This window comes from Streptomyces sp. NPDC002602 (assembly GCF_042889445.1).
Classification (GTDB): Bacteria; Actinomycetota; Actinomycetes; order Streptomycetales; family Streptomycetaceae; genus Streptomyces.
Genome location: NZ_JBIAQX010000014.1, coordinates 182,751 through 207,146, shown reverse-complemented (window position 1 = coordinate 207,146; position 24,396 = coordinate 182,751). Strand labels below are relative to the sequence as shown.

The 24,396-nt window shown below is 71.6% G+C and carries 20 protein-coding genes; 7 read left to right on the top strand and 13 right to left on the bottom strand.

What is annotated here, in order from left to right; genetic code table 11:
- The first annotated feature begins 19 nt into the window (after nucleotides 1–19).
- From ACFYW3_RS29685 to pth, 3 genes are all read left to right on the top strand, one after another.
- Complete coding sequence (locus ACFYW3_RS29685) at nucleotides 20–997, top strand: ribose-phosphate diphosphokinase (protein ID WP_351761343.1); 978 nt, start codon at nucleotides 20–22, stop codon at nucleotides 995–997.
- Between the two features lie 192 nt (nucleotides 998–1,189).
- A complete protein-coding gene (locus ACFYW3_RS29680) occupies nucleotides 1,190–1,771 on the top strand; it encodes a 50S ribosomal protein L25/general stress protein Ctc (RefSeq protein ID WP_053679486.1) in 582 nt (193 codons plus the stop codon).
- A gap of 91 nt (nucleotides 1,772–1,862) precedes the next feature.
- Entirely contained in the window at nucleotides 1,863–2,453 is a 591-nt protein-coding gene (gene pth, locus ACFYW3_RS29675) for an aminoacyl-tRNA hydrolase (RefSeq protein ID WP_351761340.1), read from the top strand.
- Nucleotides 2,454–2,518: 65 nt separating this feature from the next.
- On the opposite strand, the gene ppc is transcribed toward pth, so the two are convergent.
- Nucleotides 2,519–5,212 (bottom strand): phosphoenolpyruvate carboxylase, encoded by a 2,694-nt coding sequence (gene ppc / locus ACFYW3_RS29670; RefSeq protein WP_351761369.1) that lies wholly within the window; start codon nucleotides 5,210–5,212, stop codon nucleotides 2,519–2,521.
- A 467-nt stretch (nucleotides 5,213–5,679) separates the two neighbouring features.
- Here ppc and ACFYW3_RS29665 point away from each other — a divergent pair, with 467 nt between their 5' ends.
- The 3 genes from ACFYW3_RS29665 (at nucleotide 5,680) to ACFYW3_RS29655 (ending at nucleotide 9,330) form a co-directional block, all read left to right on the top strand.
- Complete coding sequence (locus ACFYW3_RS29665; protein WP_351761337.1) at nucleotides 5,680–6,660, top strand: fatty acid desaturase; 981 nt, start codon at nucleotides 5,680–5,682, stop codon at nucleotides 6,658–6,660.
- Nucleotides 6,657–7,331: a TetR/AcrR family transcriptional regulator gene (locus ACFYW3_RS29660; RefSeq protein WP_351761334.1), complete on the top strand. Its 675-nt coding sequence runs from the start codon at nucleotides 6,657–6,659 to the stop codon at nucleotides 7,329–7,331. The genes ACFYW3_RS29665 and ACFYW3_RS29660 overlap by 4 nt, the downstream gene beginning before the upstream one ends.
- 241 nt (nucleotides 7,332–7,572) lie before the next feature.
- On the top strand, nucleotides 7,573–9,330 hold the full coding sequence (locus ACFYW3_RS29655; RefSeq protein ID WP_389387897.1) for an FG-GAP repeat domain-containing protein: 1,758 nt from the start codon (nucleotides 7,573–7,575) through the stop codon (nucleotides 9,328–9,330).
- Between the two features lie 63 nt (nucleotides 9,331–9,393).
- Here ACFYW3_RS29655 and ACFYW3_RS29650 read toward each other — a convergent pair whose 3' ends face one another.
- Both ACFYW3_RS29650 and ACFYW3_RS29645 read right to left on the bottom strand, forming a co-directional pair.
- On the bottom strand, nucleotides 9,394–9,783 hold the full coding sequence (locus tag ACFYW3_RS29650) for a VOC family protein (protein ID WP_351761332.1): 390 nt from the start codon (nucleotides 9,781–9,783) through the stop codon (nucleotides 9,394–9,396).
- A 2-nt stretch (nucleotides 9,784–9,785) separates the two neighbouring features.
- Nucleotides 9,786–10,643 (bottom strand): trans-aconitate 2-methyltransferase, encoded by an 858-nt coding sequence (locus ACFYW3_RS29645; protein ID WP_351761329.1) that lies wholly within the window; start codon nucleotides 10,641–10,643, stop codon nucleotides 9,786–9,788.
- 173 nt (nucleotides 10,644–10,816) lie between these two features.
- Between ACFYW3_RS29645 and ACFYW3_RS29640 the strand changes: the two genes are divergently transcribed.
- The gene (locus ACFYW3_RS29640) at nucleotides 10,817–11,314 is read left to right on the top strand and encodes a MarR family winged helix-turn-helix transcriptional regulator (RefSeq protein WP_053679498.1); all 498 of its coding nucleotides are present in this window, start codon (nucleotides 10,817–10,819) and stop codon (nucleotides 11,312–11,314) included.
- Here ACFYW3_RS29640 and ACFYW3_RS29635 read toward each other — a convergent pair.
- From ACFYW3_RS29635 to ACFYW3_RS29590, 10 genes are all read right to left on the bottom strand, one after another.
- Nucleotides 11,273–12,046, bottom strand: a complete 774-nt coding sequence (locus tag ACFYW3_RS29635; protein ID WP_351761326.1) for a response regulator transcription factor — start codon at nucleotides 12,044–12,046, stop codon at nucleotides 11,273–11,275. The two genes, ACFYW3_RS29640 and ACFYW3_RS29635, sit on opposite strands and share 42 nt — an antisense overlap.
- A 510-nt stretch (nucleotides 12,047–12,556) precedes the next feature.
- Nucleotides 12,557–13,516 carry a UDP-glucose 4-epimerase GalE gene (galE, locus tag ACFYW3_RS29630; RefSeq protein ID WP_351761323.1) on the bottom strand — a complete coding sequence of 320 codons (960 nt, stop codon included), beginning with the start codon at nucleotides 13,514–13,516 and terminating at the stop codon, nucleotides 12,557–12,559.
- Nucleotides 13,517–13,612: 96 nt separating this feature from the next.
- Nucleotides 13,613–14,314 (bottom strand): LuxR C-terminal-related transcriptional regulator, encoded by a 702-nt coding sequence (locus ACFYW3_RS29625; protein WP_351761320.1) that lies wholly within the window; start codon nucleotides 14,312–14,314, stop codon nucleotides 13,613–13,615.
- Between the two features lie 130 nt (nucleotides 14,315–14,444).
- Nucleotides 14,445–16,169, bottom strand: coding sequence for a PQQ-binding-like beta-propeller repeat protein (locus ACFYW3_RS29620; RefSeq protein ID WP_389387887.1), 1,725 nt, complete (start codon nucleotides 16,167–16,169; stop codon nucleotides 14,445–14,447).
- A 53-nt stretch (nucleotides 16,170–16,222) separates the two neighbouring features.
- A complete protein-coding gene (locus ACFYW3_RS29615; protein ID WP_351761315.1) occupies nucleotides 16,223–17,860 on the bottom strand; it encodes a PQQ-binding-like beta-propeller repeat protein in 1,638 nt (545 codons plus the stop codon).
- Between the two features lie 162 nt (nucleotides 17,861–18,022).
- Nucleotides 18,023–19,819: an ABC-F family ATP-binding cassette domain-containing protein gene (locus ACFYW3_RS29610; RefSeq protein WP_351376701.1), complete on the bottom strand. Its 1,797-nt coding sequence runs from the start codon at nucleotides 19,817–19,819 to the stop codon at nucleotides 18,023–18,025.
- Nucleotides 19,820–19,847: 28 nt separating this feature from the next.
- Complete coding sequence (locus tag ACFYW3_RS29605) at nucleotides 19,848–21,167, bottom strand: acyltransferase (protein WP_389387886.1); 1,320 nt, start codon at nucleotides 21,165–21,167, stop codon at nucleotides 19,848–19,850.
- A 117-nt stretch (nucleotides 21,168–21,284) separates the two neighbouring features.
- A complete protein-coding gene (locus tag ACFYW3_RS29600; RefSeq protein WP_389387885.1) occupies nucleotides 21,285–22,229 on the bottom strand; it encodes a 4-(cytidine 5'-diphospho)-2-C-methyl-D-erythritol kinase in 945 nt (314 codons plus the stop codon).
- The gene (gene rsmA, locus ACFYW3_RS29595) at nucleotides 22,226–23,128 is read right to left on the bottom strand and encodes a 16S rRNA (adenine(1518)-N(6)/adenine(1519)-N(6))-dimethyltransferase RsmA (RefSeq protein ID WP_351749945.1); all 903 of its coding nucleotides are present in this window, start codon (nucleotides 23,126–23,128) and stop codon (nucleotides 22,226–22,228) included. Before rsmA ends, ACFYW3_RS29600 begins: the two co-directional genes overlap by 4 nt.
- Nucleotides 23,125–24,387 carry a ubiquitin-like domain-containing protein gene (locus ACFYW3_RS29590; protein WP_389387896.1) on the bottom strand — a complete coding sequence of 421 codons (1,263 nt, stop codon included), beginning with the start codon at nucleotides 24,385–24,387 and terminating at the stop codon, nucleotides 23,125–23,127. Before ACFYW3_RS29590 ends, rsmA begins: the two co-directional genes overlap by 4 nt.
- Nucleotides 24,388–24,396: the final 9 nt, after the last annotated feature.

The window sequence follows — 24,396 nt, the reverse complement described above, 5'->3', positions numbered from 1 at the left end:
CGTCTGAGGAGACAGTGCTGTGACCGGGATCAAGACGACCGGCGAGAAGAAGCTGATGCTCTTCTCCGGCCGCGCCCACCCCGAGCTGGCCGAGGAGGTCGCACACCAGTTGGGTGTCGGTCTCGTGCCGACCAAGGCTTTCGACTTCGCGAACGGCGAGATCTACGTCCGCTTCCAGGAGTCGGCTCGTGGCGCGGACTGCTTCCTGATCCAGAGCCACACGGCTCCGATCAACAAGTGGATCATGGAGCAGCTGATCATGATCGACGCGCTGAAGCGCGCGTCGGCCCGCTCCATCACCGTGATCATCCCGTCCTACGGGTACGCCCGCCAGGACAAGAAGCACAAGGGACGCGAGCCGATCTCGGCGCGCCTGGTCGCGGACCTGCTGAAGACGGCGGGCGCGGACCGCATCCTGACCGTCGACCTGCACACCGACCAGATCCAGGGCTTCTTCGACGGCCCGGTCGACCACCTGTCCGCCCTCACGGTCCTCGCGGACTACGTCGGCGCCAAGGTGGACCGCACCAAGCTCACGATCGTCTCCCCGGACGCCGGTCGCGTGCGCGTGGCCGACCGCTGGTGCGACCGCCTGGACGCGCCGCTGGCCATCGTGCACAAGCGCCGCGACAAGGACGTCGCCAACCAGGTGACCGTCCACGAGGTCGTCGGTGAGGTCAAGGGCCGCGTCTGCGTCCTGGTCGACGACATGATCGACACGGGTGGCACCATCTGCGCCGCCGCCGACGCGCTGTTCGCGCACGGCGCGGAGGACGTCATCGTGACGGCCACGCACGGCATCCTGTCCGGCCCCGCGGCCGACCGCCTGAAGAACTCCAAGGTCAGCGAGTTCGTGTTCACGAACACCCTGCCCGACCCGTCGGACCTGGAGCTCGACAAGATCACGGTGCTGTCGATCGCCCCGATGATCGCGCGCGCCGTGCGCGAGGTCTTCGAGGACGGCTCGGTCACCAGCCTGTTCGAGGAGCAGCAGTAGTCGCTCCCACCGCGGCGCGGTAGATCCTTTTGGGTACGGCCTCCCGGCCGGGTAGACTCCACGAGTTGCTCGGCGAGGGAGGCCGTACCTGTTCACACGGGTGTCGGCGCTCCGTTATCGACGCGCTCTTCGTAGCAGGCCGTTCCGGCCGGGTGACTGTCGTCCATTTCCGTCACCCCACGAGGAGTGAGCATGTCCGAGGTCAAGCTTTCCGCCCAGCTCCGTGACACCTTCGGCAAGGGCTCTGCCCGTCAGGCCCGTCGCGACGCCCTGACCCCCGCCGTCATCTACGGCCACGGCACCGACCCGAAGCACGTCAACGTCGACGCCCACGCCCTTCAGCTGGCGCTGCGCACCCCGAACGTCCTGCTCTCCCTGGACCTCGGCGACGCCGGCACCGAGCTGGTCATCCCGAAGGCCGTGCAGAAGCACCCCCTGAAGCGCACGATCTCCCACGTCGACTTCCTGATCGTCAAGAAGGGCGAGAAGGTCACCGTCGACGTCGCGATCGTCACCGAGGGCGAGCTGGCCGCCGGCGGCAACATGCTGGAGACCCTCCAGAACACCATCTCCGTCGAGGCCGAGGCCACCCACATCCCGACCGAGGTCACCGTCTCCATCGCGGGCCTCGAGGCCGGCGCCACCATCCACGCCAAGGACCTGGTCCTCCCGAAGGGCACCACCCTGGCCGTCGACGGCGACATCGCCGTCCTGCAGGTCGTCGCCCCGCAGGCCGAGGAGCCGGCCGCCGACGCCGAGGACACCGAGGTCTGAGCCTCGCGCTCCCCTCTCGGCACTCGCTGAACGACCGCCGTCCGGCTCCACTGGAGCGGGACGGCGGTCGTCTTCGTTAAGGAGCTTTTTGATGTCGGACGACACGGCCCCCTGGCTGATCGTCGGTCTCGGGAACCCCGGGGCGGAGTACGCGGGCAACCGTCACAACATCGGGTTCATGGTCGTGGACCTGCTGGCGGAGCGGATGCGCGGCAAGTTCAAGGCGCACAAGGCGCGGGCGCAGGTGATCGAGGGCCGCGTCGGCCCGCCCGGCCCGGCGAACCGTCGGGTGGTGCTGGCCAAGCCCATGTCGTTCATGAACCTGTCGGGCGGGCCGGTGACGGCGCTGCGCGACTTCTACAAGGTTCCGTTGGACCGGATCGTCGCGGTCCACGACGAGTTGGACATCGACTACCCGACGCTGCGGCTGAAGCTGGGCGGCGGCGACAACGGCCACAACGGTCTGAAGTCGATGACGAAGGCGATGGGGCCGGACTACCACCGGGTCCGCTGCGGCATCGGTCGGCCGCCGGGCCGGATGCAGGTGGCGGACTTCGTCCTGAAGGACTTCTCGTCCACGGAGCGCAAGGAGCTGGACTGGTTCGTCGACCGGTCGGCGGACGCGGTGGAGTGCCTGATCCAGGAGGGTCTGGAGCGCGCGCAGTCCACCTACAACTCCTGACGCGGAGCCCGTACGCAGGAAGCCCCCGCCAAACCGGCGGGGGCTTCCTGCGTGTGCGGGGCGCGTCAGCCGGTGTTGCGCAGACCGGCGGCGACTCCGTTGACGGTGAGCAGCAGGGCCCGGGCGAGGAGCGGGTCGGCTTCCTCGCCGCGCTCGGCCGCGGCGCGCTGGCGGGCGAGCAGCGAGACCTGGAGGTAGGAGATCGGGTCCAGGTAGGCGTCGCGGACGGCGAAGGTCTGCTGGAGCACCGGGTGGGAGTCCAGCAGCTCGGTGCCGCCGGTGATGCGCAGGACCTCGCGGACGGTCAGCTCGTGTTCGGCCTCGATGCGGGCGAAGACGTGCTTCAACTCGTCGGGGACGAGGGTGTCCACGTAGTGCCGGGCGATCCGCAGGTCGGTCTTGGCCAGGGTCATCTCGACGTTGGACAGGAAGTTGCGGAAGAAGTGCCACCGCTCTCCCATCTCGCTGAGGACCATGTCCTGGCCGGCCTCGCGGAGGGCCTTGAGACCCGAGCCGACGCCGTACCAGCCGGGCACGATCTGGCGGGACTGGGTCCAGCCGAACACCCACGGGATGGCGCGCAGGCCGTCGAGGCCGGCTCCGGAGTCGGGGCGGCGGGAGGGCCGGGACCCGAGGTGGAGGTCGGCGAGCTGGTCGACGGGGGTCGCGGCGAAGAAGTACGCCGGCAGGTCGGGGTCCTCGACGAGCGCGCGGTAGGCGCCGTGCGCGGCGTCGGAGACGGTGTCCATGGCCGCGTCCCAGCGGGCGAGGTCGTCGTCGGACTGGCGCGGGGCGGTGTGCAGGGCGGAGGCCTGCAGGGTGGCCGCGACGGTCAGTTCGAGGTTCTCGCGGGCCAGCGACGGCACGAGGTACTTGTCGGAGATGACCTCGCCCTGCTCGGTGACCTTGATCTCGCCTTCGAGGGTGCCCCAGGGCTGGGCGAGGATCGCGTCGTGGGAGGGGCCGCCGCCGCGGCCGACGGTGCCGCCGCGGCCGTGGAACAGGCGCAGCCGGACCCCGTAGCGGTGGGCGACGTCGCGCAGCCGGCGCTGGGCGCGGTGGATCTCCCACTGGCTGGTGGTGATGCCGCCGAACTTGCTGGAGTCGGAGTAGCCCAGCATGACCTCCTGGACGTCGCCGCGCAGGGAGACGAGGCGCCGGTAGGAGGGGTCGGCGAGCATGGCGTCGAGGATGACGTCGGCGGCCTTGAGCTCGTCGGTGGTCTCCAGGAGCGGCACGATGCCGATCTTGGCCCAGCCGGCGTGGAGGTCGATGAGGCCCGCCTCGCGGGCGAGGACGGCGGCGGCGAAGACGTCGTCGGCGCCCTGGCACATCGAGATGATGTACGACTCGATGACCTCGGGGCCGAACTTCTCGAAGGCGTCCTTGATGGCGCCGAAGACGCCGAGGGTCTTCTGCCCGGCGGCGTCGAGGGGCGCCGGCGTGGGCGCGAGGGGCCGGCGGGAGCGGAGCTCCTTCGCGAGGAGCTTGCCGCGGTAGTCGCGGGGCATGTCGGCGTAGCGCCAGGACTCCTCGCCGAGCCGGTCGAAGAGCTGGCCGAGCGCGTGGTGGTGCGCGTCGGCGTGCTCGCGCACGTCCATCGTCGCGAGCTGGAGCCCGAAGGCGGCCAGGGTGCGGATGGTGCGGTCCATGCGGCCGTCGGCGAAGAGCGCGCCGCGGTGCTCGCGCAGGGACGTCTGGATGAGGGTGAGGTCCGTGAGGAGCTCGGCGGTGCCGAGGTAGTCGCGTCCCTCTTCGTGGCCGGTGCCCTTGGCGAGGCGCTCGCGGGTGTTGACGAGCTTCTGCCGGATGCAGGTGGCCTTGAGGCGGTAGGGCTCCTCGGCGTTCAGCCGCTTGTAGCGGGGGCTGATCTCGGGGAGCCGTTCCAGGTCCGCCTGGAGGGATGCGAGGAGTTCCTCGGTGGCCCCGGTGTAGCGGATGGAGTTGGACAGGAGCCCGCGCAGGAAGTCGACGAGTTCGAGGGCGTCGGTGATGCCGTGCTCGTGCTGGAGGATCAGCACGTCTCGGGTGACGTCGGGGGTGACGTTCGGGTTGCCGTCGCGGTCGCCGCCGATCCAGGTGCCGAAGGTGAGCGGGCGGGTGCCGGCCGGGATCTCGACGCCGACGCGCTGGAGTTCGGCGGCGAGGTCCTCGAGGACGTCACCGACGGCGCCGGCGTGCAGCTCGTCGAGGTAGTAGATGGCGTTGCGGGCCTCGTCGGCGGGCTCGGGACGCACGACGCGCAGCTCGTCGGTCTGCCAGACGAGGTCGATGTTCTCGGCGAGGCGCAGGTCGTGGCGGCGGCGGTCGCCCGCGCCGGTCACGGGCTCCTCCAGGAGGGCGGCGATGCGGCGCAGCTTGTTGAGGACGCTGCGGCGGGCCGCCTCGGTGGGGTGCGCGGTGAAGACCGGACGCACGTTGAGGTTCTTGACCGTCTCGCGCAGGTGCTCGGGGTCCGCGTCCTTGAGCATGTCGGCGGTGCGGGCGAGGAGCCCGCCCTCGGCGGCGCGGTGGGCGCGCAGTTCCTTGCCGCGGTGCACCTGCTCGGTGACGTTGGCGAGGTGGAAGTACGTGGAGAAGGCGCGCACCAGCTTGGCGGCGGTCTCCAGGTCGGTGTCCCCGAGCAGCTCGGCGGCGGCTTCGCCGTCGGTGCGGGTGAGCGCGCGGACGCGTTCGACGAGGTCGAGGAGGTCTTGGCCCTCTTGGCGTACGAGGGTCTCCCCGAGGAGGTCTCCGAGGCGGCGGATGTCCGCGCGCAGCTCGGCGTTCGCGGTTTCGGCCCGGTCGGTGTCGGCCTGGGTGACGGGGGCCTGGGGGGCCTGGTCAGCACTGCTCACAGGTGCGGCTCCTTGCAGTGTTCGAGCGCTACTGGGCGGTGGGCTCCCGGCCGTGCGCCGCGGCGCCTCCCCGGATCTCGTCCGGGGGTGTCCCCGCTGGTGCGCAGCTCGGGCTGCCCGTGCGGACCGCGCTGTCCGACGTGACCAGGATAGGTGTCCCGTGCCGGTGCACCGGCAGAGCCGTGCGTACCGGGCGGTAGCGGCGGTTCGTCCGACTCGGCCGACGGCCGTGGTCCGCTTGCCCCGCACGGGGGTCCGACCGGGCCGGCGGCCCGTGGCCCCCTTGCCCCGCACGGGACCTTTGCCATACTTACGATGCCGTAACTTACGGGTCCGTAGGGTGCCCCGTAAGGGCACCTGCCGTCTCCCTCACCCCCCAGGGGATCACTGTGACCATCAGTCCCGATCTGATCGAGGACGCGTCCGCGCCCTCCGATACGCCCGAACCGTCGGCGACGCTCGGCGGCGAGAACAAGCGGTCCGTCGAGCAGATCGCCCTGCTGCTGTTCATCACCGTCCCCTTCGTGGCCCTCCTGGCGGCGATCCCGCTGGCCTGGGGCTGGGGGGTGAGCTGGCTGGACGTGGGCCTGATGGTGTTCATGTACTTCCTGGCCTGCCACGGCATCACCATCGGGTTCCACCGCTACTTCACGCACGGTTCCTTCAAGGCGAAGCGGCCGCTGCGGATCGCGCTGGCGATCATGGGCTCGATGGCGGTGGAGGGTCCGCTGGTGCGCTGGGTGGCCGACCACCGCAAGCACCACAAGTTCTCCGACCACGAGGGCGACCCGCATTCGCCGTGGCGGTTCGGGGAGACGCTGCCGGCGCTGATGAAGGGCCTGTGGTGGGCGCACATCGGCTGGCTCTTCGACGAGGAGCAGACCGACCAGCAGAAGTACGCACCCGACCTGATCAAGGACCCGGCGATCCGGCGGATCTCGCGCGACTTCATCTTCTGGACCATGTTCTCGCTGGCGGTGCCGCCGCTGGTCGGTGGTCTGGTGACGATGTCCTGGTGGGGCGCGTTCACGGCGTTCTTCTGGGGCTCGCTGGTGCGCGTGGCGCTGCTGCACCACGTGACGTGGTCGATCAACTCGATCTGTCACGCGGTGGGCAAGCGTCCGTTCAAGTCGCGGGACCGCAGTGGCAACGTGTGGTGGCTGGCGGTGCTCTCGTGCGGCGAGTCCTGGCACAACCTGCACCACGCCGATCCGACCTCGGCCCGGCACGGTGTGCTGCGCGGGCAGGTGGACTCCAGCGCCCGGTTGATCCGCTGGTTCGAGCAGTTGGGCTGGGCCTCTGACGTGCGGTGGCCGTCCGAGGCGCGCATCGACGCCCGGCGCAAGGAAAAGTCCTCGAACGCGGCATGATGGGGGACGTGGCGATCGACGGCAGCAGTTCCAGCAGCGACAAGCCCCGGCGCGGCCGCCGGGTCCGGATGACGGGCGCCGAACGGCGTCAGCAACTGCTGGACATCGGCCGCGCCCTCTTCGCCGAGAAGGGCTTCGAGGGCACTTCGGTGGAGGAGATCGCGGCGAAGGCCGGGGTGTCCAAGCCGGTGGTGTACGAGCACTTCGGGGGCAAGGAGGGCCTGTACGCGGTCGTCGTGGACCGGGAGATGCGTCAGTTGCTGGACGGGGTGACGGGCGCGTTGACCGCCGGGCATCCGCGGGAGCTGCTGGAGCAGGCGGCGTTCGCGCTGCTGGACTACATCGAGAACTACACGGACGGTTTCCGGATCCTGGTCCGGGACTCGCCGGTGGCGCAGTCGACGGGCACGTTCGCGTCGCTGATCAGTGACATCGCCACGCAGGTGGAGGACATCCTCGGGTTGGAGTTCAAGGCCCGGGGCTTCGATCCGAAGCTGGCGCCGCTGTACGCGCAGGCCCTGGTGGGCATGGTGGCGCTGACGGGGCAGTGGTGGCTGGAGACGCGGCAGCCGAAGAAGGCCGAGGTCGCCGCGCACCTGGTGAACCTGTCCTGGCACGGACTGGAGAACCTGGAGGCGAAGCCCCGGCTGGTGGGTCACCGCAAGAGCTGATTCGACCGCCGGAAACGTGTCGGTGCCCGGCCCGCGGGCCCGGGCGCCGACATGTTCTGAACGTGATCAAAACGATCCCGTAAACCACTACTGCCCCGCGCCCCCCGGCTGTACCGTTCGATTAATTCCCGGGGGGGTAATGGCAGCCTCACACGCGACGTGCCGCGCTTCAGCGCGCCTCGCGCAGGCGCCTTCAACCCGGTTTCACCTGATGTCCTACAGGGAGACCTCCTTGTCTTTCATGCGCCTCAAGCGCTCCGGCCGCCTCGCGGCCTGCACCGCCACCGCCCTCACCGCGGGCATGTTGCTGGCGGGCCCCGCCTCGGCCGCCGGTCTGCCGAAGCCCGCCGCCGAAATGCCGCGGACCAGCGTCGACGAGCGCGTCGGCGGGCACCTGCCGGCGGGCACCCCGTCCGCGGGCTCCCCGAAGCAGAAGCAGCAGCGCCTCGCCGCCGAGGGCGCGGCCGCCGCCGGTGCGAAGCAGAACCTGTTCGACGTGAACGGCGACGGCGCCGACGACCTCCTCTACCGGGGGCTCAGCGGCGTCTCCTACCTGAAGCTGTCGGGGTCCACCACCGAGGACGTGACCTTCTCGATCCCGAAGTCGGACTCCGCCGAGGACTTCAAGGACGTCGTCCCGGTCGGCGACCTCAACCACAACGGGCAGCCCGAACTGCTGCGCCTCTCGGTCACCGGCCGCATCTCGCTCACCGAGGCCACCTCCGCCCAGGGCGCCGCCGACGCGCAGTGGACCCGCACCGGCTGGGGCATCTACAACAAGCTGATCGGCGCGGGCGACCTGACGGGCGACGGCAACGCCGACCTGCTCGCCCGGACCCCCGCCGGCCAGATGTACCTGTACCCGGGCACCGGCAGGACCGGGGCCTCCGAGCCGTTCGGCGCCCGTGTGTCCATCGGCACCGGCTGGGACATGTTCTCCCAGGTCATCGGCGGCGGGGACTTCGACCTCGACGGCAAGGCCGACGTCCTGGCCACCACGCCGGCCGGCGTCATGTACCTGTACAAGGGCACCGGCACCACCGCGCGCCCCTTCGCCGCCGGCGCGCAGACCGGCAGCGGCTGGGCGATGTACAACCAGATCGCCACGGTCAACGACAGCAACGGCGTGCCGCTGGTGCTGGCCCGTGACCGGAGCGGCCAGACCTACCTCTACCCGGCCCGGGCCGGCGGCGTCCTCGGCGCCCGCTTCGCCTTCAGCTCGGGCTGGCAGTACACCGACCTGATCTCCGGTCAGGGCGGCGTCCCCGCACACGGCAAGGCCACGCTCCTGGGTCGCACCGCCACCGGCACGCTCTATCACTACGGCAGCTACCAGAACGGCACGTTCGCCGTACGCGACAAGTTCTCCGACGACAACGGCTTCCCCGCGTCCAAGGTCGCGATGGCGGCGACCTCGTCGCTGTCCACCACCACGGCGGCGAACTTCCTGTGGCGCTACGACGGCGGCCTGTACGACGACAACACCTACATCGGCGGCGGCTGGAACATCTACGACACCTTCGTCGGGGTGGGTGACCTCAACGGCGACGGCTACGGCGATCTCCTCGCCCGGGACAAGTCCAACGTCCTGTGGTTCTACGCGGGCAAGGGCGGCAACGGGCGGGGCTTCCAGGCCCGCGTGTCCGTCGGCGGCGGCTGGGGCATCTACAACAAGCTGATCGGCGCCGGCGACGTGACCGGCGACGGCCGCGCGGACCTGCTCTCCCGCGACACCGACGGCACCCTGTGGGTGCACCCGGGCACCGGTTCCGCCTCGGCCCTCTTCGGCGGCCGCGTGAAGATCGGTTCCGGCTGGAACGGTCTCAACAAGCTCGCCGCGGTCGGCGACATCACCGGCGACGGCCGCACGGACGTGGTGGGCGTCGACTCCTCCGGGACCGCCTACCTGTACGCGGCGACCGGCGAGAAGGGCCTGAGCACCTTCAAGGGCCGCTCGACCCTCGGCAGCGGCTGGAACACGTACCAGGACATCTTCTAGGAGTCTCCGTACGCGACGGCGCCCCGCCACCGGATTCCGGTGGCGGGGCGCCGTCGTGCCGGGTCAGCCCGCGGCTTCCAGGCAGGGCTCCGGGTGGTGCGGTTCCAGGAATTCGAGCCGGTTGCCGACGGGGTCGTTCGAGAAGAAGCGGCGGTATCCGGGCAGGTCCTCGTCCCAGACGACCTCGGCCCCGTGCTCGCGCAGGCGGCGCGCGTACGCCTCGATGTCGGTGACCCGCAGTCCCGGGTGGGCCTTGCGCGCGGGCCGGAAGTCCTCCTCGACACCCAGGTGCAGTTGTACGGCGCCGGCGGCGAACCAGCAGCCGCCCCGGCCGGCGAGGACGGGCGGTTTGGGCAGCTCGGACATGCCGAGGGCCTCGGTGTAGTACGCCCGGAGCAGGTCCTCGGCCCCGGGTGGTGCGGCGAGTTGGACGTGGTCGACGGCGGTGAGCACGGTCAGGCCTCCTTGCGGGCGACGGCGAAGATGCGGCGGAACGGGAAGACGGTGCCGCGCGGGCCGGGCGGATAGGCCTCGCGCAGTGCCTCGCGGTACTCGTCGAGGAACAGGTCCACGGCGGCCCGGTCGTCGCCGAGCCGGGTGAGCACCGGGCGCAGGGCGGTGCCCTTGACCCAGTCGAGCACCGGATCGGTCCCGGTCAGCAGCTGATGGTAGGTGGTCTCCCAGACGTCGACGGAGCAGCCGAGTTCGATCAATCGGGCGAGATATTCGGCGGGCTCCAGCACGTGGACGTAGCGCGCGCCGTGGCCGGCGAGGCGGTCGCGCCAGCGCGGGGCGTCGCAGAGTTCGGCGAGGAGGCGGTGGCTGGGGGCCGTGAAGTTGCCGGGGACCTGGAAGGCGAGGGTGCCACCGGGCCGCAGTCCGTTGATCCAGGGGGCGAAGGAGCCCGGGTGGCCGGGCACCCACTGGAGGGCGGCGTTGGAGACGATCAGGTCGTACGTCTCCTCGGGGAGCCAGTGCGCGAGGTCGGCGTGGCGGAAGTCGAGCACGCCACCACCGGCGGTGGGGCCGGCGTACTCCTCGCCGGCGCGGCGGAGCATCTCCGGGGAGAGGTCGAAGCCGGTGATCCGGGCTTCGGGCCAGCGCTCGGCGAGCAGTGCGGTGACGTTGCCGGGGCCGCAGCCCAGGTCGGCGATCCGGGCAGGTCGGGCGGGGAGTTCGGGTATGCGGTTCAGCAGGTCCAGGAAGGGCCGGGCGCGGTGCCCGGCGTGGCGCAGGTACTGCCGGGGGTCCCAGGTCGGTTCTGAGGAGGAGCCGGGGGCGGTGGTCCGGGCCGGCGCGGTGTCGGAATGCATGGGCGAGCCTCCTTGCTGGTGGGGCGTGCGGAAGCGGAAGCGGTTCGGCCCCTCCCTTCCCATCGTCACCCCATTTATATCTTGACGTCAAGAGACATGATCGCAAGATATCCAGCGTTGAGATTCTTGAACTGAAGAGACTTCACGTCGACAGACCCCTTACACTGATCGACATGGAGGACGAGGTCGATCGACTGGTCGCGGCATGGCGGCGGGAGCGCCCTGACCTCGACGTGGAACCGCTCGAGGTCCTGAGTCGCGTGAGCAGGCTCGCGCGTCACCTCGACCGCGCCCGCAGGCTCGCCTTCTCCGAGCACGGCCTGGAGCCGTGGGAGTTCGACGTACTGACCTCGTTGCGGCGCGCCGGCGCGCCCTACCAGCTCTCCCCCGGCCAGCTCCTGACGCAGACCCTCGTCACCTCGGGCACCATGACCAACCGCATCGACCGGCTCGCCAAGAAGGGCCTCGTCGAGCGACTGCCCGACCCCAACGACCGGCGCGGCGTCCTGGTCCGGCTCACCGCCGAGGGACGTGACCGCGCGGACCAGTCGCTCGCCGGACTGCTGGCCCAGGAGCGGGCGATCCTCGCCCAGCTCTCCCAGGGCCAGCGCGGTGACCTCGCCGGGCTGCTACGCCGGCTGACCGCTCCGTTCGACAACATCCCCGGCTAGTTCGGCCGGTCGCACGCCGGCCCGCCGGGCCAGGGCCACCGCCGCCAGCGTGGAGTGCACCCCCAGCTTGCCCAGCACGTTCTGCATGTGGGTGCGGACGGTGTGCGGGGACAGGAACAGCCGCGCGGCCACGTCCTTGCGGCCCAGCCCCGCGACCATGCAGCGCAGCACCTCGTGCTCGCGCGGTGTGAGGGACTCCACCAGGCGTTCGCTGTCGGTGCGGTGCTTGCGCGCCGCCGTCAGCTCACGGAGCACTCCGGTGAGCAGCGCCGGCGGCAGGTGCGTCTCCTCGCGGAGCACCCCTCGGATCACGGCCAGCAGCCGTGACAGCGAGCAGTCCTTCGCCACCCAGCCGGAGGCTCCGGCCTGGAGCGCCAGAGCGGCCCGGCGGGGGTCGTCGCGCTCGGCGAGGACCACCGTGCGCACCCCCGGATGGGCCACCCGGACGTTCGCGACCAGCGCGATGCCGTCCGCGCCGGGCCCGGGCGCGGGCGGGCCGGAGCCCGGTTCGCGCTGCGTGGGCACGGCTCCGACGGCGGCGCCGAGGTCGGCGTCCACCAGCAGGACGTCGAAGCGACGGCCCTCGGCCGCCGCGCGTTCGAGGCAGCGCGCGGCGGCCGGACCGCTGCCCGCCGCGGACACGTCCACGTCGGGCTCGGCCGCGAGCGCGGCTGCGAGAGATTCGGCGAAGATGCGGTGATCGTCGACCACGAGAACCCGGATACGAACCACAAAACCCCCAAGGGTCGGGGAACGGACGACGGCGGGTACGGCGCCCGGACCGGGTGATCCGCAGTCGCCGCGGCCGCCGCCGAGACATCTCTGCACTACCCAGACCGGACGTCGTACCCGACTTGTCTCGACCCCTGAATCAACACCGGCCCCCACCGGCGTCACGCTTCAGCGTAGAGCCGGCACGGTCTCGCGGTTGGCCGAATAGCAGAAGTTTTTGGAGCGATATTCCGGCGGGGTCGTCCAGAACAGCTCCTGCCGTGGCTTGTTTTCGACCATCGGGTCGGTTCGGAATCGGCTTTCCACACGGGCTCGTGCCACGGGCAGTTGCACGGGGTGCGTTTCACTCGGCTCGCGCACGCCGTGCGCCCGCGCGGAGCACCCGTACACGGCGCCCGCCCGCACACGCGCGCGCCCCCCGCGCCGGTGAGGCGCGAGGGGCGTGGACCACGCGGACGGGCGGGAGCGGTGCCGGTCGTCGGTCGGTGGTCGGTGGTCGGTGGTCGGTGGTCAGGACCGCCGCTCGCGGGCGAAGTTCCAGGCGTCCGTGACGATGTTGGTGAGGTCCGAACGGGTCGGGGTCCACCCCAGCCGCTCGCGGGCGGTGCGCGCCGAGGCCACCAGGACCGCCGGGTCCCCCGGGCGGCGCGGGGCGACGACCGCGGGGATCTCGCGGCCGGTGACCCGGCGGACGGTGTCGACGACCTCGCGGACGGAGAACCCGCTGCCGTTGCCGAGGTTGCAGATCAGGTGCTCGCCCTCGGTGGCGACGCGCAGCGCGGCGAGGTGGGCCTCGGCCAGGTCCGCGACGTGGATGTAGTCGCGTACGCAGGTGCCGTCGGGGGTCGGGTAGTCCTCGCCGTACACCGCGATCGACTCGCGTTCGCCGAGGGCGACCTGGAGGACCAGCGGGATCAGGTGGGTCTCGGGGTCGTGGCGCTCGCCGAACCCCCGGTAGGCGCCCGCCACGTTGAAGTAGCGCAATGACACCGCGGCCAGGCCGTGGGCGACGCACTCCCCCGCGATCATGTGGTCGACGGCCAGCTTCGAGGCGCCGTACGGATTGCTCGGAGCCGTCACCGAGGTTTCCGTCAGCGGGCCGTCGACGGGCTCCCCGTAGGTGGCGGCGGTGGAGGAGAAGACCAGCCTGCGCACGCCGGCGTCGCGCATCGCGGTCATCAGGGCGAGGGTGCCGCCCACGTTGTTGTCCCAGTACTTGCCGGGGTCGGCGACGGACTCCCCGACCTGCGAGGAGGCCGCGAAGTGCAGGACGGCGTCGAAGGACGGGTCCAGGTGCTCGGCGGCGTCCTGGATCCGCCCGTTGATCAGGGTGGCGCCCGCCGGAACGCCCTCCCCGAAGCCGGTGGACAGGTTGTCGAGGATCGTCACCTCGTGGCCCGCCTCCAGCAGGTGGGCGGCCACGACACTGCCCACGTATCCGGCTCCGCCCGTGACCAGGTACTTGCTCACTCGTCTACCGCCTCGTGTCGGGGACGCACGCGGGGTACGCGTGCTGCCCCTGGCTTACCCGATGCGCGCGTACCGGGGAAATCGGCGACGCGCGCCTCAACCGGGTTCGGAGAAGGGGGAGATGGACCGCACCGGTGGGATCGCCCGGTCCAGCAGGCCGGTACGGGCGGCCAGCGCGGCGGCCTCCAACCGGGAGCCCACGCCCAGTTTCATCAGCACCCGCTGCACGTGCGTGCGGGCGGTGCTCGGCGCGATGGCCATGCCCGCCGCGATGAGCCGGGTGTCCTCGCCCTCCGCGACCCGGACGAGCACCTCGATCTCGCGGGGGGTGAGCAGGCGCAGCAACCGGCTTCCCTCGTCGTCGGGTTGGGCGGCGGGGTTGAGCAACTCCCCGAACGCGCCCTGGAGCAACTGCGGGGAGATCGCGACCTCCCCCGCCCGCGCCTTGGCGAGGGCCCGTTCCACGCCCTCGATGCGCTCGTCGTGGCGTACGTACCCGCAGGCGCCGGCGGCGAAGGCGGCGGCGATCCCGCGCGGACTCGGCACCGGTCCGAGGACCACCACGGCGATCTGGGGGCGCTCCCGCTTGATGCGGACGACGGGCTCGAAGACCCCGGGCTCGGCGGGGGTCGCGGTGCCGAAGAGACAGACCTCCGGGGACCGGTTGATGACCAGTTCGGCCGCGCCGACGGCCGGCGCGGCCGCGGCGAGCACCCGGTGGCCGCGCAGTTTCAGGGCCGAGGCGAGCGCCTCGGCCAGCAGGCGGTGCTCGTCGACCACCATGACCCGTACGCCCATGAGGGCACCCTCCCCCGCTCCTTCTGCCCCGGCAAGCTACACGCTTGTTCGACGGGGCGTCCTCGTTACCGCGCAGAAGCCCCCGGAAGGGCGGACCTTCCGGGGGCTTCGGGGTGGTGCGGTGGCGGGATCAGCTCGCGCTGAAGGACACGAACAGGTAGTCCGGGTCGCCGCCGGAGCGCGGCTTGCTCACCGATCGGCGCGAGATGAAGAGCTTCCCGTCGCGGTAGCGGTACTCGGAGAACTCCGGCGAGAAGTCACCGGTCTCGGCGCGCTGGGTCTCCTTGTCCGCCGGGTTCTCCATCAGGAGGGTTTCCTTCATCGTCTTGCCGTCGATGCTGACGATCTGGCCGCCCTTGTCGTAGGGGGGCTCCTTGTAGGCGATGATGTTCGACCCGTCCATGCGCAGCGGGTACAGCTGGTACTTCTCGCCGGCGTCGGCGCGGTCGCTGGTCTGCTTGCCGGTCTCCAGGTCGAAGGAGAGCAGCTCGTTGGTACGGCCGTAGGACGACTGGCCCTGGTGCTCGTAGGAGGGCAGGTAGATCTTGCCGTTGCCGACGAGCATGCCGGTGCACTTCTCGACCTCGGTGCTACCGCACTTGCCGGCGAAGTTGCCGGAGTTGAGCGCGATGCGGGCCTTCAGCTCGCCCTTGGGGTCGACGACGAAGAGGTCGCTGACGCCCGTGGCGTTCTTGGCGGTCTTGCCGACGTCGGCGCCGATGATCAGGGGCTTCGTGGACACGATGGAGGCCCACTCGATGCCCTCGGAGAGCTTGTACGAGGAGGTGGGCGCGCCGGTGGTCGGGTCGAGGGTCTGGGCGATCAGGTTCCGTTCGCCGCTGCGGCCGCACTTGCGGATGACGGCGAGGGCCTCGCCGCCCGCGTAGCCGTAGTCGTAGCAGCCTTCGGCGTCGACCTTGGGGGTCCACAGGGACTTGCCGTCGGCGAGGTTCCAGGCCGCGCCGCCGTTGGTTCCGCCGGCGGCGACGGTCTGGCCGCTGAGGGTGACCTCGTCGAAGGAGGCGGGCTTGTCGCCGGAGGTGGCGCCCTTGGCGTTGCCGGACCACAGGAGCTTGCCCGCGTTCAGGTCGATGACGCCGACCTGGGTGCAGGGCGGGTACTTGCTCTCCGCCGTCGGCTGGGTGGGCCGGAAGAGGATGGCCGACTTGTTGTCGCTGACGTGGTGGGTGGCGGCGCAGATCTCGCCGGGAAGGGGCACCTCCCACTTCTTGCCGCCGTCGACGAGGTTGTAGCCGACGATCTTGCCGATGTCCGACTTGACGTACGTGCTGTCGGTGAGCCAGGAACCCGGGACCTGGACGGTGTCGGCCGGCTTCGGGCTCGGCAGGTTCAGCAGCACCTTCGACTTGGGGTTGCCGGGCGCCTTCTCCTTGCCGCCGGGGCCGACCGCCGCCTTGTCGTCGCCCGGGCTCGCGGTCGGGTCGCCCTTCGCGGTGGGCGTGGAGCCGCCGTCGTCGCCGGAGACGTACCAGAAGCCGCCGCCGATGATGAGGACGATGGCGAGCAGGGCGGCACCGACGATCATCAGCTGGTTGCGCTTGTCACGGTTGCCGCCGGGGGCGCCGCCGGTCGGGGCCGAGGCCGCGTACATGGGGGCGGTGGGGTGTCCGAAGGCGGGCGGCGGGGTGCCGGCGCCGGGCTGCTGCGGGTAGCCGTACGAGGGCGCGCCGGGCGGCTGCTGCGGGTAGCCGTACGAAGGCGCGCCGGCCGGCTGCTGCGGGACCGACGGCGGTGCGGACGGCAGCGGCGGGGTGGAGAACCCGCCGGGCGGGGGGTCCTGCGGGGCGCCGAAGCCGCCGGACGGGGGCTGGCTGGGGGGCGGCGGGGTACTCATGGGGTGCCATTGCCTCTCGGTGGGCGGCTCGGTGGGCGGCTCGGTGGGCTCGTTCACTTGCCGAAGACCATCAGGAGCTTCTCGTCCTTGCCCTTGGCGAGCAGGTGGGTCACGGAGATGTACAGCCGTCCGTCGACGTAGTCGATCCTCGGCCTGTAGAAGGAGCTCTCCACGTCGGACGCGGGCCCGGACGGGTTGCGCAGGGTCGCGGTGGGTTCGCCGCCGCCGGCGGGATAGGTGAGGATCTCGCCGCCCTTGTCCTGCTCCGCGGCGCGGTAGGCGACCAGTTGTCCGTTCACGGCCTTGACGGGGGTGAGGGTCCGCTTCTCGCCGGCCGGGACGCGCCACTTGACCTTGCCGGTGCCGAGGTCGAAGGCGACGATCTCGTTGCCCGTGCCGGCGGCCGGGGTGGTCGGCAGGTAGAGGGTGCCGGAGTCGACGACGGCGCCGCGGCACACCTGCATGGACCCGAAGAGGCTGCCCCCGCACTTGTTGGCGAAGCTGCCCTCGCCGGAGACGCTTGCGCGCTGTTTCCCGTCGGGTCCGACGACCACGATGCCGCGTTCCTTCTTGTCCTTGTCACTGATGTCGAGGACGAGCGGGTCCAGCGAGTAGACGCTGGTCACGTCGTGGTTCTTGGCAAGTCGGTAGTTCCAGGTCGACTTGCCGGTGACCGGGTCGACGTCGTGGACCTCGACGGTGTGGTCGTCGTCGTAACAGGTCGCGATGGCGATCATCTTGTTGTTGCCGGCGATGTAGCTGCCGGGCTTGCATCCCTCGGCCTGGGCGCTGCCGAAGAGCTTGTCGCCGGTGCTGACCTTGAAGGCACTCGCGGTGGTGGAGCGGCTGACGGCGACGGTGTCCCCGGTGATGGACAGGGTGGGGCTGGTCATGATGTCGAAGAGGCCCTCCTTGGGCACCTCTTTCGTCCAGCCCGCCTTGCCCGTCTTGAGGTCGACCAGTCGCATCTGGTTGCAGGTGGAGCTGTCCGACTCGCCGTCCTTGAACATGACGACGGTCTTGCCGTCGGTGGTGGTGTCGGGGGTGACACCGCACAGTTCGGTGGGGAAGGAAAGCGTCCACTTCTCCTTGCCGTCGGCGACGGCAAAGGCCGTGAGGGACTTCCACACGCTCTTGACGACGGTGTCCCCGACGATCCACTGGCCTTCGCTGTCGACGCCGGCGCCGGGCCCGTCCACCTTGCTGTTCTTGAGCCAGAGGACCTTGTCCTCGCCCTGCTTGCGGCCGGCGTTGAGGTCTTCCTGGTCACCGCTGCCGTTGCCGCTGCCGTCGCCCTTGTCCACGGAGGCCGAGGCGGAGGGCTTGGCGTCGGCGGGCGTCGAGGCCTGCGCGACGGGTTTCCCGGCCTCGTCGTCGCCCTTGCCGAAGGCGAACCAGGCGCCGGTGCCGAGGATGAGCACGCCCGCGACGGACGCGGCGATGACGATCAGCAGCTTCTGCCGGCGCTGCCCGTCGGGCCCCGCGGGGCCGCCCGGCGGCGGGCCGGGCGGCATGGGCGGCGGGTATCCGTAGCCGGGGTGCATCTGTTGCTGCGGGACGGTCGGCGGCTGTTGGGCGTACGGGTTCGCGCCTTGGGGCGGGAAGCCGTAGCCGGGCTGCGGCGGGCCGGGGAGGTGTCCGTAACCGGAAGGTGTGGGTGGCTGGTTCGGCGGCTGGGGCGGCTCGGTCATCAGCGCATACCTTCGGCATCAGGAGGTCAGGGAGGGTGGAGGATGCCCTTTCTATCACTGACACCGTTCTTATGCCGGGCCGGTCCGGCCCCTGTTCCCAAGGGCGGACCGGCCTGTGACTCGGCCGTTATCGGGCCGGGCGGCGTGGCTGGAAGACGATGATCACGCGTCTTCGGCGAGCTCCAACCAGCGCATCTCCAAATCGTCCCGCTCGGAGATGAGTTCGCGCAGCTCGGCGTCGAGCTTGGCGACCTTGTCGTAGTCGGTGGAGTTCTCGGCGATCTGCGCGTGCAGGTTCGACTCCCGGTCCGACATCTTGTTGAGCTGTCGCTCGATCTTCTGGAGTTCCTTCTTGGCCGCGCGGGAATCGCCGGAGGCCGTCGACTTCGCGGCGGCCGGGGCGGGCGCCGGGGCGGCGGCGTCGATCATCCGCTGTCGGCGCTCCAGGTACTCGTCGAGGCCGCGCGGCAGCATGCGCAGGCTCGCGTCCCCGAGCAGGGCCATCACCGTGTCGGTGGTGCGCTCGATGAAGAACCGGTCGTGGGAGATCACGATCATCGAGCCGGGCCAGCCGTCGAGGAGGTCCTCCAACTGCGTCAGGGTCTCGATGTCGAGGTCGTTGGTGGGCTCGTCGAGGAAGAGGACGTTGGGCTCGTCCATCAGCAGGCGCAGGATCTGCAGCCGGCGCCGCTCACCGCCGGACAGGTCGCCGACGGGCGTCCACTGCTTCTCCTTGGTGAAGCCGAACTGCTCGCAGAGCTGTCCCGCCGTCATCTCGCGGCCCTTGCCGAGGTCGACGCGGTCGCGGACCCGCTGGACCGCCTCCAGGACGCGCAGCGACGGGTCGAGTTCGCCGACCTCCTGGGAGAGGTAGGCGAGCCTGACGGTCTTGCCGACGGTGACGGTGCCGGCGGCGGGCTGGGTCTCGCCCTGGGTGCGGGCGGCCTCGGCGAGGGCGCGCAGCAGGGAGGTCTTGCCGGCGCCGTTGACGCCGACCAGGCCGACGCGGTCGCCGGGGCCGAGGTGCCAGGTCAGGTGCTTGAGCAGCGTCTTGGGCCCGGCCTGGACGGTGACGTCCTCCAGGTCGAACACGGTCTTGCCGAGGCGGGCGTTGGCGAACTTCATCAGCTCGGAGGTGTCGCGCGGCGGCGGCACGTCGGCGATGAGCTCGTTGGCGGCCTCGATGCGGTAGCGGGGCTTGGAGGTGCGGGCGGGGGCGCCGCGGCGCAGCCAGGCCAGCTCCTTGCGCATCAGGTTCTGCCGCTTGGACTCCTCGGTGGCGGCGATGCGGTCGCGCTCCGCGCGGGCGAAGACGTAGTCGCTGTAGCCGCCCTCGTACTCGTGGACGTCGCCGCGCTGCACGTCCCACATGCGGGTGCAGACCTGGTCGAGGAACCACCGGTCGTGGGTGACGCAGACGAGCGCGGAGCGGCGTTCCTGGAGGTGGCGGGCCAGCCAGGAGATGCCCTCGACGTCGAGGTGGTTGGTGGGCTCGTCGAGGACGAGGAGGTCCTGGTCCGCGATCAGCAGTTGGGCGAGGGCAATGCGCCGGCGCTCGCCGCCGGAGAGCGGGCCGATGACGGTGTCCAGGCCCTGGCCGAAGCCGGGCAGGTCCAGGCCGCCGAAGAGGCCGGTCAGCACGTCGCGGATCTTCGCGTTGCCGGCCCACTCGTGGTCGGCCATGTCCCCGATGATCTCGTGCCGGACGGTGGCCGCCGGGTCCAGCGAGTCGTGCTGGGTGAGGACGCCCATGCGCAGTCCGCCGTTCTGGGTGACCCGACCGGTGTCGGGTTCCTCCAGCTTGGCGAGCATCCGGATGAGGGTGGTCTTGCCGTCGCCGTTGCGGCCGACGACACCGATCCGGTCCCCCTCGGACACGCCGAGGGAGATGCCGTCGAGCAGGGTACGGGTTCCGTACACCTTGCTGACTGCCTCGACATTGACCAGATTGACGGCCATCAGACGCGCTCCAGGGAAGGGGTGTGGATCAGCCCCTCAGCCTAACCCTCCGGGGGGAGGCGGACCGTTCCACCAGGAGCCACCCGCCGAGCGCCATCGCGATGGCGGCGGGCGCGGTGACCGGCAGGGCGATCAGGGTGGCGCTGTGGCCCTCCAGCAGACCCCCGAGGCCGGTCGTCGACAGACCGAGGATCCCGAGGAGACAGAGGGTGATGCCGAGGGTGGCGCGGGGCCCGGATCCGGGGCCGGCGGCGCCGCGCGCGGGCGCCTCGAAGTGGCGGAAGGCGGCCACGAGTACGCCGGTCAGCGCGGCGGCGAGGAGAAGTCGGACGGGGACCTGCGCCCACCAGGCGGCGCCGGCGGGCTCGGGGAGCGGGAGGCCGAGGCCGATCTGGGCGGCGTACACGGCCAGCATGGCGGTGAGGTGCCAGAGGAAGGCGGTCATGGCGATCCCGTTGGCGGCGACGACGCCCCGCCAGACGCGGGGCCGGGCCACCCAGGCGGCGGCGGGCCGGGCGAGGAGCTGCACGGCGCCGACCAGCCACATGCCGTGGCAGAGCAGGGCGAGGGTGGGCGGGGCCATGTTGGACACCTTCTCGCCGGGCATCCCGACCATGGAGAGCGGGTACGGCCCGTACGCGACGAGGAGCGCGGCGCCCGCGAGGCCGGTGGCGGCGAGGACGGCGGGGCGGGTGAGTCGCCCGTCGGCCCGCAGGAAGCCGAGCTGGTGGACGGCGAGCCAGACGAAGGCGAAGTTCAGGAACTCGACGTAGGGGACGCCGAGCGCGAAGCGCAGCACGTCGGTGAGGGCGGCGGCCCCGGCGAGGCCGGCGAAGGCGGCCCAGCCGCGACGCTCGTGCAGCTTCAGGAGCGGCGGGGTGAAGGCGACCATGGCCAGGTAGATCCCGATGAACCACAGCGGTTGCGTCACCAGGCGCAGCGCGGCGCCGGCGAGCGGCCCCCGGTCGGCGCCGGCGAGCTGTACGACGAGGGCGCAGGCGGTCCACACCCCGACGAAGACGAGGGTGGGGCGCAGCAGCCGTTGGAGGCGGGCGCGCAGGAAGGCGGCGTAGACGGGGCCGTCCGTCGTGCGGGTGAGGGAACGGTAGGACAGGGCGTGCGAGAAGCCGCCGACGAAGAAGAACACCGGCATCACCTGGAACGCCCAGGTGAGGGGCTGGAGGTCGGGCACGATCCCGAGCAGGTTCCCCATGCCGTCGGGGCCGACGGCGGCCATCAGCCAGTGCCCGAGGACCACGGTCGCGAGCGAGGCGACCCTCAACAGGTCGACGTACCGGTCCCGAGTGGCGGGCGTGGCCGCGGCCATTTCGCTTGCGGTGGCTGTCATGGGGCCACGGTCGCCCGCCGCGCGGGGGCTCCGACAGAGTGCGGGTACTCATGTTCGGTCTGGGTACCGGCCCCGCCGGCGGGCCGGGTTCACGGCCGCGCCGGCGGGTGGGACCGGTCAGAGCAGGGTCGCGCCGGGGGCCGGGGAGGCGGCCACGCGGGTGGCGCGGCAGAGCCCGGAGGCGTCGAGGACGGTGGCGACCTCGGCCGCCGCCTCGGGGTCGCGGACCAGGAACGCCGTCGTGGGTCCGGAGCCCGAGACCAGCGCGGCGAGCGCCCCGGCCCCGGTGCCCGCGGCCAGGACGGACGCGAGCTGCGGGCGCAGGGACAGGGCGGCGGGCTGGAGGTCGTTGACCAGGGTGGGGGCGAGTGCGTCGGGGTCGCCGGAGGCCAGGGCCGCCAGCAGGGCCGCAGACGCCTGGGGGGCGGGGATGTCGCGGCCGGCGGCGAGCCGGTCGAACTCCCGGAAGACGGCCGGGGTGGAGAGTCCGCCGTCCGCGACGGCGAAGACCCAGTGGAAGGTGCCGGCGGGGACGGGGGTGAGGATCTCGCCCCGTCCGGTGCCCAGCGCGGCGCCGCCGATCAGGCTGAACGGCACGTCGCTGCCGAGTTCCGCGCAGATGTCGAGGAGTTCCGTCATCGGGGTGTTCAGGCCCCAGAGGGCGTCGCAGGCCACCAGGGCGGCGGCCCCGTCGGCGCTGCCGCCGGCCATGCCGCCCGCGACGGGGATGTTCTTCGCGATGTGCAGGTGCACGTCCGGGGAGAGCCCGGCCCGCCCGGCCAGGATCTCGGCGGCGCGCGCCGCGAGGTTGGTGCGGTCCAGGGGGACCTGGTCGGCGTCGGGTCCCTCGCAGGTCACCTTGGTCCCGGCGGCCGGGGTCGCGGTGACCTCGTCGTACAGGGACACGGCGAGGAAGACGTTGGCGAGGTCGTGGAAGCCGTCGGGTCGGGCGGCGCCGACCGCCAGTTGGACGTTGACCTTCGCGGGGACCCGTACGGTGACGGATCCGGCCGCGGAGTCGGCCGCCCGCCCGGTCGGGTACTCGGTCGCGTGCTCGCTCACAGTGCGGGCCTCTCCGCGGCGGGCTTGTTCTCGGCGATGGCCGCGAACTCCTCGACCGTCAGGGACTCCCCGCGGGCCTGCGGTGAGACGCCGGCGGCGACCAGGGCGGCCTCGGCGCCCGCCGCCGAACCGGCCCAGCCGGCCAGCGCGGCGCGCAGGGTCTTGCGGCGCTGCGCGAAGGCGGCGTCCACGACGGCGAAGACCTCGGCCTTGGTGGCGGTCGTCTTGATCGGCTCGGCGCGGCGGACCAGTGAGACGAGTCCGGAGTCGACGTTCGGCGCGGGCCAGAAGACCTTGCGGCCGATGGAGCCCGCGCGCTTGACGTGGGCGTACCAGTTGGCCTTGACGGAGGGCACTCCGTACACCTTGTTGCCGGGCTCGGCGGCGAGCCGGTCGGCGACCTCCGCCTGCACCATGACGAGGGTCCGCTCGATGGTCGGGAACCGGTCGAGCATGGTCAGCAGCACCGGGACGGCCACGTTGTAGGGCAGGTTCGCGACGAGCGCGGTCGGCGCCGGGCCGGGCAGCTCGGTGACGAGCATCGCGTCGGAGTGCACGAGGGAGAAGCGGTCCTTGCGGGCCGGCATCCGTGCCTCGATGGTGGCGGGCAGGGCGGCGGCCAGGATGTCGTCGATCTCGACGGCGACGACCCGGTCGGCGGCCTCCAGCAGCGCGAGCGTCAGCGAGCCCAGGCCCGGGCCGACCTCGACGACCACGTCGTCGGGCCGCACCTCGGCGGTGCGGACGATCCGACGGACCGTGTTGGCGTCGATGACGAAGTTCTGGCCCTTCTGCTTCGTCGGCCGGACGCCGAGTACGGCGGCCAGCTCCCGGATGTCGGCGGGGCCGAGGAGTGCGTCGGGGGTCGTGCTCTCAGGCTGCTGCTCTGCGGTGCTCACCGGTAAAGCCTACGGCCGCAGTGCGGCCACGGAGCCGCCCCCCGCTGCACGTAGAGCTTCTTGGCCCGGTACGTCTGCTCCGTCCCCGGCGCGTCCTGCGGGCGTCCGCTGCCGCCGAGGGCCTGCCAGGTCCGTACGTCGAACTGGTACAGCCCGCCGTAAGTCCCCGACGGGTCGGTGGCGGACGGACGGCCGCCGGACTCGCAGCGGGCCAGCGCCCCCCAGTCGAGGCCGTCGGCGCCGGCGACCGAGTCGGGCAGCGTCTTTGTGCCGATCTTCACGAGCCGGTTGACGGGTGCGCGGACGATCTCGTCGGCGAGCCGGCGGGGCTTCTGGCGGACCCCGTTGACGGTGCGCAGGCCGTAGGTGACCCGGCGCATCCCGGGCCGGCCGATCCGTTCGACGACCTCGGTGCCGGCGAACAGACTGTCGTCCCTGACCCGCTCGATCTCGTACGGGATGCGCTCCTCGCGGACCTCGCGGGTACCGGTGATGCGCAGGACGGTGACGATCTGGCCGTCGCGCGGGAAGGCGGTCGGCGGGACGGAGGTGCTGTCCTGGCCGTGCAGGCTGATGCCGGCCTGGTCGAGGGCCTCCTGGATGGTGGCGGCGTTGGTGCGGACGGTGGTCTCGCGGCCGTCGGCCAGGAAGGTGACCCCGCGTTCCGTGCGGACGTCGAGGGTGAGGCCGCTGCGCGGGACGGGGGTGGTGCGGGGGGCGGAGAGGTCGGCGCCCTCGGCGCGGATGCCGAGCTGGCGCAGCGCGCCCTCGACGGTGCGGGAGGTGGTCCACACCTGGCGGCGTTCCCCGTCGAGGGTGAGGCGCAGGGGTCGCCCGTAGCGGACCACGACGTCCTCGCCGTCGTCGAGGGCGCTGCCGCGGGCCGGGGCGACGAGGTCGTGGGGGCCGACGCCGAGGCCTTCCGCGGCGAGGAGTTCGTCGACCCCGTCGGCGAAGGTGTGCAGGGACCTCGGGACTCCGTCGACGGTGAGCCGAACCGATTTGTCTGCGGCGACGAACGCGGTGGTACCGCCGGCGAGGAAGGCGACGACGAGCGCCTGCGGGACGATCCGCCGCCAGGTGTCGGCGGCGGTGCCGGTGGAGCGGCGGGACCGGGACCGGGTGGAGGCGGGCTCCACGAGGGTGGGGGTCGGGCCCACCACCACAGTCCCCGCGCGGTCCGTTCCCGCGCCCACAGTCCCTGCGCGGTCCGTCCCCACGCCGGCCGTTCCCGTGCGGTCCGTTCCCGCGCCCGCCATCCCCGCGCC